Annotated in this window: 11 protein-coding genes; 6 read left to right on the top strand and 5 right to left on the bottom strand. The window is 68.6% G+C overall.

Annotated elements, in window-relative coordinates; all coding sequences use genetic code 11:
* The 4 genes from NON00_RS10695 to NON00_RS10680 all read left to right on the top strand — a co-directional run.
* Positions 1–869: sensor histidine kinase (locus tag NON00_RS10695; protein WP_256020527.1), on the top strand; the 869-nt coding region annotated here is incomplete at its 5' end.
* Positions 869–2,215 carry a sigma-54 dependent transcriptional regulator gene (locus NON00_RS10690; RefSeq protein WP_256020526.1) on the top strand — a complete coding sequence of 449 codons (1,347 nt, stop codon included), beginning with the start codon at positions 869–871 and terminating at the stop codon, positions 2,213–2,215. The genes NON00_RS10695 and NON00_RS10690, both read left to right, overlap by 1 nt.
* Before the next feature lie 97 nt (positions 2,216–2,312).
* Positions 2,313–3,266, top strand: a complete 954-nt coding sequence (locus NON00_RS10685; RefSeq protein ID WP_256020525.1) for a UDP-glucuronic acid decarboxylase family protein — start codon at positions 2,313–2,315, stop codon at positions 3,264–3,266.
* Between the two features lie 18 nt (positions 3,267–3,284).
* Positions 3,285–4,229, top strand: coding sequence for an isoaspartyl peptidase/L-asparaginase family protein (locus NON00_RS10680; protein ID WP_256020524.1), 945 nt, complete (start codon positions 3,285–3,287; stop codon positions 4,227–4,229).
* A 50-nt stretch (positions 4,230–4,279) separates the two neighbouring features.
* On the opposite strand, the gene NON00_RS10675 is transcribed toward NON00_RS10680, so the two are convergent.
* From NON00_RS10675 to NON00_RS10655, 5 genes are read right to left on the bottom strand one after another with little or no spacing between them, the layout of a single operon-like run.
* Positions 4,280–5,269, bottom strand: coding sequence for an ABC transporter ATP-binding protein (locus NON00_RS10675; protein ID WP_256020522.1), 990 nt, complete (start codon positions 5,267–5,269; stop codon positions 4,280–4,282).
* The gene (locus NON00_RS10670) at positions 5,266–6,252 is read right to left on the bottom strand and encodes an ABC transporter ATP-binding protein (protein ID WP_256020519.1); all 987 of its coding nucleotides are present in this window, start codon (positions 6,250–6,252) and stop codon (positions 5,266–5,268) included. Before NON00_RS10670 ends, NON00_RS10675 begins: the two co-directional genes overlap by 4 nt.
* On the bottom strand, positions 6,249–7,109 hold the full coding sequence (locus NON00_RS10665; protein WP_256020517.1) for an ABC transporter permease: 861 nt from the start codon (positions 7,107–7,109) through the stop codon (positions 6,249–6,251). The genes NON00_RS10670 and NON00_RS10665 overlap by 4 nt, the downstream gene beginning before the upstream one ends.
* Positions 7,106–8,080 carry an ABC transporter permease gene (locus NON00_RS10660; RefSeq protein ID WP_256020514.1) on the bottom strand — a complete coding sequence of 325 codons (975 nt, stop codon included), beginning with the start codon at positions 8,078–8,080 and terminating at the stop codon, positions 7,106–7,108. Before NON00_RS10660 ends, NON00_RS10665 begins: the two co-directional genes overlap by 4 nt.
* A gap of 4 nt (positions 8,081–8,084) precedes the next feature.
* A complete protein-coding gene (locus NON00_RS10655) occupies positions 8,085–8,786 on the bottom strand; it encodes a creatininase family protein (RefSeq protein ID WP_256020511.1) in 702 nt (233 codons plus the stop codon).
* A 287-nt stretch (positions 8,787–9,073) separates the two neighbouring features.
* Between NON00_RS10655 and NON00_RS10650 the strand changes: the two genes are divergently transcribed.
* On the top strand, positions 9,074–9,502 hold the full coding sequence (locus NON00_RS10650; protein WP_256020508.1) for a MarR family winged helix-turn-helix transcriptional regulator: 429 nt from the start codon (positions 9,074–9,076) through the stop codon (positions 9,500–9,502).
* Positions 9,499–11,088, top strand: coding sequence for an ABC transporter substrate-binding protein (locus NON00_RS10645; RefSeq protein ID WP_256020506.1), 1,590 nt, complete (start codon positions 9,499–9,501; stop codon positions 11,086–11,088). Before NON00_RS10650 ends, NON00_RS10645 begins: the two co-directional genes overlap by 4 nt.
* Positions 11,089–11,112: the final 24 nt, after the last annotated feature.

Genomic DNA, 11,112 nt, shown 5'->3' with positions numbered 1-11,112 from the left:
GGCTCGCCCTCGCCCTCCGCCGCCGCCGCCGCCTGCGCGCCCTGGCCGCGCAGGAACAGGCCCTGCGCGCCGCGCTGGAGGCGGAGGTCGGCCAGCGCACCGCCCAGCTGCGCGCCGCCAATGCCGGCCTGCGCGCCGAGGCCGAGGAACGCCAGCGCGCCGAGGCCACCCTGATGCGCCTGCGCGACGAGCTGGGCCAGGCCAACCGCCTCGCCATGCTGGGCCAGATCACCGCCAGCGTTGCGCATGAGATCAACCAGCCCGTCGCCGCCATCCGCGGCTTCGCCGACAACGCCGCCCTGCTGGTGGCGCGTGGCGATGCCGTGGCGGCGCAACGCGCCCTCTCCACCATCGCCACGCTGACGGAGCGCATCGGCGCCATCACCGCCGGCCTGCGCGGCTTCGCCCGCAAGAGCACCGGCGAGACCCGCGCCGAGCCGGTGCGCGCCGCGTTGGAGGGGGCGCTGCTGATGCTCGGCCACCGCCTGCGCCAGCACGGCATCGCCGTGGCGGTGGAGATCGAGGGCGAGCCCGCCGTCCGCGCCGAGCGCGTGCGGCTGGAGCAGGTGCTGGTCAACCTCGTGCAGAACGCCATCGAGGCCTTGCAGGACCGGCCCGGCGGGTGCATCCGCATCGGCGCCGTGGTGGCGGGCGGGCGGGTGCGCCTCAGCGTCGCCGACAATGGCCCGGGCTTCGCCCCGGCGGTGCGGGAGGCGCTCTTCATGCCTTTCACCACCACCAAGCCGGCCGGGCTCGGCCTCGGCCTGGTGATCTCGCGCCAGATCGCCGCCGATCTCGGCGGCTCGCTGGAAGCGCCGGAGACCCCCTCCGGCGCGCTGTTCGTCCTGGAGCTGGAGCAGGCCGCCTGATGGATGTGCTCTTCGTCGATGATGACGCCATGCTGCGCGAGGCCAATCTGCAGAGCCTCGCCCTGGACGGGCTGGAGGCGATGGCCGTCCCCTCCGCCGCCCGCGCGCTGGAACTGGTGGACGAGGCCTTCCCCGGCGTGGTGGTGACGGATATCCGCATGCCCGGCATGGACGGGCTGGAACTCTTCCGCCGGCTGCGCGCGGCGGATGATGGCCTGCCCGTCATCCTCATCACCGGGCATGGCGATATCCCGATGGCGGTGGAGGCGATGCGCGCCGGGGCCTTCGATTTCCTGGCCAAGCCCTACCCGGCGGCCCGGCTGGTCACCGCCGTGCGTCACGCGCTGGAACAGCGGCGGCTGGTGCTGGAGAACCGCCGCCTCACCCGCGCCGTCGCCCTGGCGGAGGGGGATAATACCCTGCTCGGTGGCGCCCCCGCCATGCAGCGCCTGCGCGCCACCCTGCGCCAGATCGCCGATACCGACGTGGATGTGCTGGTGGAGGGCGAGACGGGCAGCGGCAAGGATGTGGTGGCCGGCGCCCTGCACCGCTGGAGCCGCCGCGCCCATCGCCCCTTCGTCGCGCTCAATTGCGGCGCCCTGCCCGAAAGCGTGATGGAGAGCGAGCTGTTCGGCCATGAGGCCGGCGCCTTCACCGGCGCGCAGAAGCGCCGCGTCGGCCGGATCGAGCACGCCGATGGCGGGACCCTCTTTCTGGATGAGATCGAGGCCATGTCGCACGCCATGCAGGTGAAGCTGCTGCGCGTGCTGGAAAGCCGCGAGATCGCGCCGCTTGGCACCAACGAGGTGCGGCGCATCGACCTGCGCGTCGTCGCCGCCACCAAGCTGCCGCTGGTGGAACTGGTGCGGCGCGGGGTATTCCGCGAGGATCTCTATTACCGGCTGCACGTCGTCACCCTGCGCGTGCCACCGCTGCGCGAGCGGCGGGAAGATGTGCCGCTGCTCTTCGCGCATTTCCTGGAACGCGCGGCGAAACGCTTCGGCCGCCCGGTGCCGCCGCTGGAGGCCGCCCTGCGCGACCATCTGGCGCGCCATGACTGGCCCGGCAATGTGCGCGAACTCGCCCATTTCGCCGAGCGCGTCGCCCTCGGGCTGGCGGGGGGGGGGGAGAATACGCCGGGGGAGGAGGCCTCGCTGGCGGAACGGGTGGAAGCCTATGAGGCCACCCTGCTGCGCGAGGCCCTGGCCGAGTATGCGGGGGCGGTGCAGCCGGTGCTGGAAACCCTGCGCCTGCCGCGCAAGACCTTCTATGACAAGCTGAGGAAATACGGGATCGAGCCGCAGGCCTATCGGGGGGAGAAGGAGAAAAAAGCGCCGGGGGAATGAATTCCCCCGGCACCCCCTTCTTTTTTCTGTCAGGGCCGCCCGCCGCTGGCGGGCGGCAGGCGCGCGGTGGTAGGAGAGGGAAAGGGGAGAGTGGGGCATGCGGCGGGAAGGCAGGCGCGTTCTGGTGGCCGGCGGGGCCGGGTTCCTGGGGTCGCATCTCTGTGACGCGCTGCTGGCGCGCGGCGATGCGGTGCTCTGCGTCGATGATTTCTCGACCGGCTCGCGCGGGAATATCGCGCATCTGGACGCGCATCCCCGCTTCGACCTGCTGCGGCATGATGTCACCCTGCCGCTCTCGGTGGAGGTGGATGAGATTTATAATCTCGCCTGTCCGGCCTCGCCGCTGCACTACCAGCGCAACCCGGTGCAGACCACGCGCACCGCCGTGCTGGGGGCGCTCAACCTGCTGGACCTCGCCGGGCGGCGCGGGGTGAAGATCCTTCAGGCCTCCAGTTCCGAAATCTATGGCGACCCCACGCGCCACCCGCAGGACGAAGGCTACAACGGCAACGTCAACCCCATCGGCCCGCGCGCCTGCTACAGCGAGGGGCTGCGCTGCGCCGAGACGCTGTTCTTCGACCATCACCGGCAGGGTGGGCTGCGCATCCGCATCGCCCGCATCTTCAACACCTATGGCCCGCGCATGCATCCCGATGACGGGCGCGTGGTTTCCAGTTTCGTGGCGCGGGCGCTGCGGGGGGAGCCTGTCACGCTGTTCGGCGGCGGCACGCAAACCCGCTCCTTCTGTTATGTCGGCGATCTGGTTGAGGGGCTGCTGCGCCTGATGGACGCGCCGGACGAGGTGACGGGGCCGGTCAATCTCGGCGACCCGCGCGAGGTGACGATCCGCGAGATCGCTGAACTGGCCTGCCATCTGGCGGGCAGCACGGCGCCGCTGGAACACCGCCCGCTGCCGCAGGACGATCCCATGCAGCGCTGCCCTGATATCACCCGCGCCCGCGCCCTGCTCGGCTGGGAGCCGCGCACCACGCTGGAGGAGGGCATGGCCCGCACCGTCGCCAGCTTCCGCCAGGTGCTGGGCAATGCCTGAGCCCCAAGGAGACAGATGATGACACAGCGCCATGCCCTCGCCATCCATGGCGGCGCGGGCACCATCCGGCGGGACAATATGGACGCCGCGACGGAGGAAGCCTTCCACGAAGGGCTGCGCGCCAGCCTGCGCGCCGGGCATGCGGTGCTGGAGCAGGGGGGTTCCGCCCTCGATGCCGTGACCGCCGCCGTCATGGCGCTGGAGGACAACCCGCTTTTCAATGCCGGGCGCGGTGCCGTCTTTACCGCGGGCGGCACGCAGGAAATGGATGCGGCGGTGATGCGGGGCGAGGACCGTGGCGCCGGTGCCGTGGCCGGGCTGTTTGGCCCGCGCAACCCCGTCCTGGCGGCTCGCGCGGTGATGGAGCGCACCGAGCACGTCCTGCTGATCGGTGAGGCCGCGCGCGCCTTTGCCGCGTCGCAGGGAATCCCTTTCGCCAGCACGGAATATTTCCACACCGATTCGCGCTGGGCCGCGTTGCAGGCCGAACTGGCGCGCCGCTCCGCCGCCGCGCCGGATATGCGGGACGATGCCGCGAAGCATGGCACGGTGGGTGCCGTGGCGCGGGACCGGCATGGCAATCTGGCTGCCGCCACCTCCACCGGTGGCATGACCGGCAAGATGCCTGGCCGTGTGGGCGACAGCCCGGTTATCGGCGCCGGCACCTGGGCTGACAATGCGACCTGCGCGGTGTCCGCCACAGGCCACGGCGAATATTTCATCCGCTGGGCCGCCGCGCACGACATCGCTGCGCGGATGCGCTATCTCGGCGAAACGCTCGACGCCGCCGCGACCCATGTGGTGGATGAGCTGGGCAAACGTGGTGGCTCTGGCGGCCTGATCGCCATTGACCGCGAGGGCCGCATCAGCCTGCCCTTCAACTGCGCCGGCATGTACCGTGGCCTGATCGGAACCGACGGCGTCCCCCACACAGGAATCTACCGCACCCCACTCCGCCCCTGACTCTCAAACAGAAAAAGTTTTTTGGTTCTTTTTTTCAAAAAAGAACGCCCTTACGCATCCTCTGGCCTATGGCACGCCACTTCCCGTGCTGCGCTGATCGGTTGCAGCGTGGGCCTTTCCTCCCGGCAGCGCGGGATGGCGCGCGGGCAGCGGGCGTGAAAGGCGCATCCGGGCGGTGGCCGCAGCGGTGATGGCAGTTCTCCGCGAATGGGCTGGATGCGCGCCGGCTGGCCGTCCACCGACAATTTCGGCACGCTTTCGAGCAGGGCGCGGGTATAGGGGTGGCGCGGCGCCGCATAGACCTGGGCCGCGGGCCCGGTTTCGACAATGCGGCCAAGATACATCACCGCCACGCGGTCGCAGAGATGCCGGACCACGGCGAGATCATGGCTGATGAAGAGCATGCTCAGCGCCAGTTCGCGCCGCAGCCGCAGGAAGAGATTGATGACCTGCGCCTGGATCGAGACATCGAGCGAAGCGACCGGCTCATCGCAGACCAGAACATCCGGCTGCATGGCGAGAGCGCGGGCGATGGCGACGCGCTGGCGCTGGCCTCCTGACATCTGGTGCGGAAAGCGCTCGGCATAGTCGGCGGAAAGGCCAACCTGTTCCAGCCAGCGCGCGATGGCCGCCTCTTCCTCACCCGCACGCAACAGGCCATGGGCACGTGGCCCTTCGGCGAGAGTGCGGCCGATGCGCATGCGCGGATCCAGCGAGGCGAAGGGATCCTGGAACACCATCTGCACGCGGGTCGTCGCCTTGCGGCCCCCCTGCATCGGGGCCTTGCCCTGCACCAGGGCGGTGCCCCGGCTGGGGGCGTGAATGCCAGCGACAACGCGGCCCAGCGTGGATTTTCCGCAGCCGGATTCACCGACCAGACCCAGTGCCTCGCCTGGCATGAGGGACAGATCGACTTCCTGCAGGGCGCGCAGGATCGGCGGCCCTTCCCCCCATCCCGTGGCCTGGCCGATGCGTTGCCACAGCGTGGCCGGGCGGCCGAATTCCTTGCTGACACCGCGCAAAGAGACAATGGCATTCATGCCGCGCCCTCCGCCCAGGGTAAAAGCGGGTGGTTGCAGCGCAGGCTGCGTCCCCCCTGTTCCATGAGAGGCGGCGCGTGCTGGTGGCAGTCTTCCCGCACGGCCGCGCAGCGGGCCGCGAAGGGGCATCCCGGTGGAAGCGCCAGCAGGGAAGGCGTCGCGCCCGGAATCTGCCGCAGATCCTGCCCTGGCTCCGCGCGCGAGGGCAGCGAGTCCAGAAGGCCGCGCGTGTAGGGATGGCGCGGCATGGCAAGAACCTCGCGCGTCGGCCCGGATTCGACAATGCGGCCGGCATACATCACCGCGATCCGGTCAGCCAGGGCGGAGACGGTGGCCAGGTCGTGGCTGATCCAGATCATCGCCGTGCCTGTCTCCCGCACGAGCTGCTGCATTTCCGCGAGGATCTGCGCCTGGATCGAGACATCGAGCGCGGTGGTCGGTTCATCGGCGATGATCATGGCCGGGCTGTGCAGGAGAGCGATGGCCAGGGCCACGCGCTGGCGCATGCCGCCGGAGAATTCATGCGGATAGGATTCCAACCGGCGGGCCGGATCGGGGATTCCGACGCGCTCCAGCGCGGCGATGCAGCGGCGCACGGCCTCGCTGGTGGAGAGGCGTTCATGCGCCGCCAGCGCCAGCATCATCTGCCGCTTCACGGAGAGCACCGGGTTGAGCGTCATCGCCGGGTCCTGGAAGACCATGGCGATGCGGCGGCCGCGCAGGCCGCGCAGTGTGGCCTGGGGCTGGCTGACCAGTTCCTGCCCCATCAACCGGATGGAGCCGCTGACAATGCGGCCGGGTGCGTCGATCAGACCCAGCAGCGAAAAGCCCGTGATACTTTTCCCCGATCCAGATTCGCCGACGAGGCCCAGAACCTCGCCCGCGCGGAGGGAGAAGGAGACGCCATCAACCGCTTTCACCACGCCGGCGCGGGTGAAGAAATGCGTGGCAAGGTCACGAACTTCGAGCAGGGGCGTGGTCATCGGCGCAGCCTTGGGTTGAGCTGGTCCCGGATCTGGTCGCCCACCAGATTGATGCCGACGATGAGGATGATCAGCGCGATGCCCGGATAGATCGAGATCCAGTAGCGGCCGGACAGCATGTATTGGAAGCCGTTGGAAATGAGCATTCCGAGCGAAGGTTCCGTAGGTGGCAGGCCAACGCCGAGGAAGGAGAGGGTGGCTTCCAGCGAGATCGCGCTGGCGACCTGTACCGTGGCCACCACGAGAAGGGGCGGGAGGCAGTTGGGTAGGATGTGGCGCCACACCACCAGGCGCGCCGGAAGGGGGGTGGAGAGGGCGGCCTCCACATAATCCTTCTGCCGTTCGGCCACGGCGGCGCCGTGTGCGGTGCGGGCGAAGTAGGCGTATTGCGCGGCGACCAGTGCGGCGATCAGCGGCCCGCGCCCCTGGCCCAGAAGGGCGGCCAGGACGAAGGCGAGCAGCACGGCGGGAAAGGAAAGCTGGAGATCGATGAGGCGCATCAGGAAGGCTTCCACACGGCCGCCCACATAAGCGGCGAGGGTGCCGATGGTGGCGCCCAGGGTGAGTGCGATGGCACCGGCCACCAGCCCCATCTGCAGCGAGATGCGCAGGCCGTAGAGAATGGCCGAGAACAGATCGCGCCCCTGGGCGTCCGTGCCGAGCCAATGGCTATAGCCTTTGCTGCCGACATATCCCGGCGGGCGGCGTGCGTCACGCAGGGTCAGGCTTGCGAGGTCATAGGGATCCTGTGGCGTCACCAGCGGGGCGCAGATGGCCAGCAGCACGATGGCGAGCACGATGATGGCGGCTGCCAGAGCCACGCGGTTCTCGGCGAATTCGGAGAGGAAGCGCTTCATCGTGCGTGCCCGCGCCGGATGCGTGGGTCGAGCACCGCATAGGCGATGTCGACCAGCAGGTTGATCGTGATGAAGAGCAGCGCGACGAGGACGAGATAGGCGACCATCACCGGGCGGTCGAGCATGCCGATGGATTCGATGATGAGCTTGCCCAGGCCCGGCCAGGAGAAAATCGTTTCCGTCACGACGGCGAAGGCCAGTGTCGAGCCGAGTTCCAGACCGAAGACCGTGACGATGGGCACCAGGATCAGCCGCAGGACATGGTGGCGGAGCACGGCGGATTCCGAGAGGCCCGCGGCGCGCGCAAATTTCACCGTATCCGACAGCATGACCTCGCGTGTGCCGGAGCGAGCCAGGCGGATCATCATCGACATCTTGAACAAGGCGAGATTGAGGGCCGGCAGAAGGAGATAGCGCCAGCCATCGGCGGTGAGCACGCTCCATTCCACGCCGAGAAGGGAGGCTGTCTCGCCCCGCCCGCCGGCAGGCATCCAGCCCAGCGTGACGGCGAAGGTGAGGATGAGTACGAGCCCCACCCAGAAACTCGGCACGGAGAAGCCGAGGATAGAGAGGCCCATGACCAGCCGGGCCAGCCGCCCCTGCGGGCGATAGCCGGCATACATGCCGAGCGGCACGCCAAGCAGCGTGGCGGCGAGAACGGCCACCAGGGTGAGTTCCAGCGTTGCCGGCAGGCGCGAGAGAATCAACTGGAGAACAGGCATGTTGAAGACGAAGGAATTGCCGAAGTCGCCATGCAGGAGGCGCAGCAGGAACCGCCCGTATTGTTCCCATAGCGGCCGGTCAAAGCCGTAGAGGGCGATGGCCTGGGCGCGGATCTCCTGCGTGGCATCGGGGGCCATCATGACATCAATCGGGTTACCAATGGCGTGGACGCCAAGGAAGACCAGCACCGACATGGCGAGCATGACCAGCACGGCCTGCAACAGGCGGCGGAGGATATAGCTCAGCATCGGCTCATCCCCAGCCTTCGGCGATGACAGAACGGGTTTCCGCGACCGCGACGTTCCAGATGGCCAGCATCTCTTCGTCCGGGCGCTGGTAGCGGCCGTGGAAATTGCCATCGCCCAGCACGGCGCGGCGGCCGGCGGGCGGCAGGCGCGCCATGCGTTCCAGGTCGGCACGCGGCTTCACCCCGTCCGGCGCGGGCCGGCCTGGAAGGCGCGTCCAGGGGAAATTCTCCATCCAGGAGCCGTGCGAGGCCTCGGGATCGGTCGCCAGGACCTTGGCCAGCGTGGCCGGGGCGCGCCACCAGTCATGCAGTTTCACCTGCGCCTCTGTCCGCTGGCCCATCCACTCGGTGAGGAAGGTCGCGACGGGGCTGTTGCCGCCATGCCCGTTGACCACGGTGATGCGCCGGAAGCCACCACGGTAGAGGCTCTCCAGCAGATCCTCGAAGACGCGCACATAAGTGGACATGCGCAGCGACAGGGTGCCCGGATAGGCGGCAAAGCCTGGCGTCATGCCATAGGGCAGGACGGGAAAGACCGGCACGCCGAGCGGTTCCGCGGCTTCGGTGGCCACGCGTTCGGCCAGGATCATGTCGGTGCAGAGGCTGAGATAGGCATGCTGCTCGACACTGCCGATGGGCAGCACGCAACGGTCGTCCCGCGCGGCCTGCGCTTCCGCCTCCATCCAGTTCATCTCAGCGATGCGCATGGGTGCAGCTCCCCATTGGCATGCGGCGGAGCGCTGCCTTGTGGCCAGGATCGGTCGAGTTCGCGGGCGAACCGTTGCGGAAGATTGACGAATGCGGCGGCGCAGTGTCAAGTTCCATACGGAACCATTCCGTATTCCCACGGAAGCCAGTCAGGAGGCGGCGGGCGGGCATGGCAGGCAGCGGGCCGGCGGCATGTGGAGAGGGCAGGGAGGCGGCCGAAGCCGCCGGGCTGCATCCGCTCGTCGCTGTCAAGCTCTGGCAGAATCCCTGTTGGCTCTCGTTCCGGATGAATTTCCTGAGTTCGAAATTCAACCATCCAGTGTATGCCTGGGTGGAGCGCCAGCATGGGCTGACGCGGCCGGAAATGGTGGTGCTCTACGCGCTCGGCCTGAAGGATGGGCTGGCGGCGAAGGATGTCAGCCAATCCTCGGCTTTTCCCAAGAACACCATCAGCCGCGCGGTGCAGGTTCTGGAGGAGCGCAGGCTGATCCGGCGCGCCACGGATGCGGCGGACCGGCGCAGCTTCGTGCTGCGGCTCACGCCGCGCGGCCGCGCCATGGTCGATGAGGCCCTGCCGCTCATGATCGAGCGCGAGCGGGAGATGCTCGCGGCCCTGACGCCGGCGGAGCAGCGCCAACTGCACGCCCTGTTGACCAAGCTTGTCGTCGCGTCGCCCGGCTGGAACGCGGCCTGTGATGCAGAGGAGAGTTCATGACCCGCCTGACACTCCGTGCCACCCTGCTGGCCTGCGCGCTGGGCGCCCTGCCCGGCCCGCTCCTGGCGCAGACGCTGACCGTTGGCGTCCGTGCCGGCCCGCTGTCGATCGACCCGCATTTCACCGCCAGCGCCGTCTCGGCCGAGGCGCTGAAGCATGTCTTCGACACGCTCGTTGTCTCCGGCAACAACCTGGAACTGCTGCCGGGTCTGGCGGAAAGCTGGAGCGCGATCGACAGCACCACCTGGGAGTTCCGCCTGCGCCGGGGCGTGAAGTTCCACGATGGCAGCGACTTCACGGCCGAGGATGTGAAGTTCTCCATCGAGCGCATCCCCAATGTCACCGGGCCGAACCCGGCGACGATCTATGTGCGCCGGGTGAAGGAGGTGCAGATCATCGATCCGCACACCATCCGCATCGTCACCAATGGCCCGGCGCCGACGCTGCCGAATGATTTCGTGCGGCTCTTCGTCGTTTCCCATGTGGCGGCGCGCGATTTCTCGACGCGCGAGACGGCGAATGAGGGTTTCAACAGCGGCAAGGCGGCGGTCGGGACGGGGCCCTATCGCTTCATCTCCTGGACGCCCAAGGAGCAGATGGTCGTCGAGCGCAATGACGGCTATTGGGGTGGAGCAGAGCCGTGGGAACGCGTCATCCGCAAGGAACTGCCGAACGACACCACGCGCGTGGCGCAGCTGAAGGCAGGGCAGGTGGACATCATCGCCCGCGCGCCGGCGGCGGATGTGCCGACGCTGGAGCGCGACCCGAAGATCCAGGTGGTGCGCACCGACAGCGCCTATATGTTCTACCTGGAACTCGACTTCCGTGAGCAGACGCCGCGCATCACCGCGCGCAATGGCGCGCCCCTTGCCGCCAACCCGCTGCGCGACCCGCGCGTGCGCGAGGCGATCGATATCGCCATCGACCGCGAGGCGCTGGCCGAGGTGGCGATGGAAGGCATGGGCAAGCCGGCGACGCAGCTCGTGACGCCGAACATCTTCGGCTATAACACGCGCCTGCCGGTGACGAAGCCCGACCTGCCGCGCGCGCGCGCGCTGCTGGCCGAGGCCGGTTATGCCAGTGGCTTCCGCGTGCCGTTCAACTTCACCAATGACGGGCTGCCGGGGGATCGCGCCATTGGCACCTCGATCTCGCAGATGCTGTCCGCCATCGGCATTGATGCGCAGGCCAATGCGCAGCCGGGCGCGGTCTGGGCGCCGGCGCGGACGCGGGGCGAGTTCAACTTCGCGATGGGCGGCTGGGGCACGCTGACGGGCGAGGCGAATTACACCCTCTCCTCGCTGGTGCACACCAATGACCCCGCCTCGCGGCTCGGCGCCTTCAACTTCCGTGGCTACAGCAATCCGGAACTGGACAGGCTGATCGAAGCGGCCGGCGTGGAAATGGATGAGACGAAGCGCCGCAGCCTGCTGGAGGAAGCGGCGGCGGTGGTGGCGAAGGACCGGCCTTCCCTGCCGGTCACGGGCATCGTCACCGCCTGGGCGATGCAGAAGGGCCGTGTCATCATCACGCCGCGTGCCGATGAGGATACGCTGGCGATGAATATCCGCCGCCCGGCGCGCTGAGCCGGGAAGGGGAGGGCGGATGCC

This window comes from Roseomonas sp. GC11 (genome assembly GCF_024437745.1).
In the GTDB taxonomy this organism is placed as follows: Bacteria; Pseudomonadota; Alphaproteobacteria; order Acetobacterales; family Acetobacteraceae; genus Pseudoroseomonas.
The sequence above is the reverse complement of the archived record's forward strand: the minus strand, read 5'-3'. Positions and strand labels throughout refer to the sequence as shown.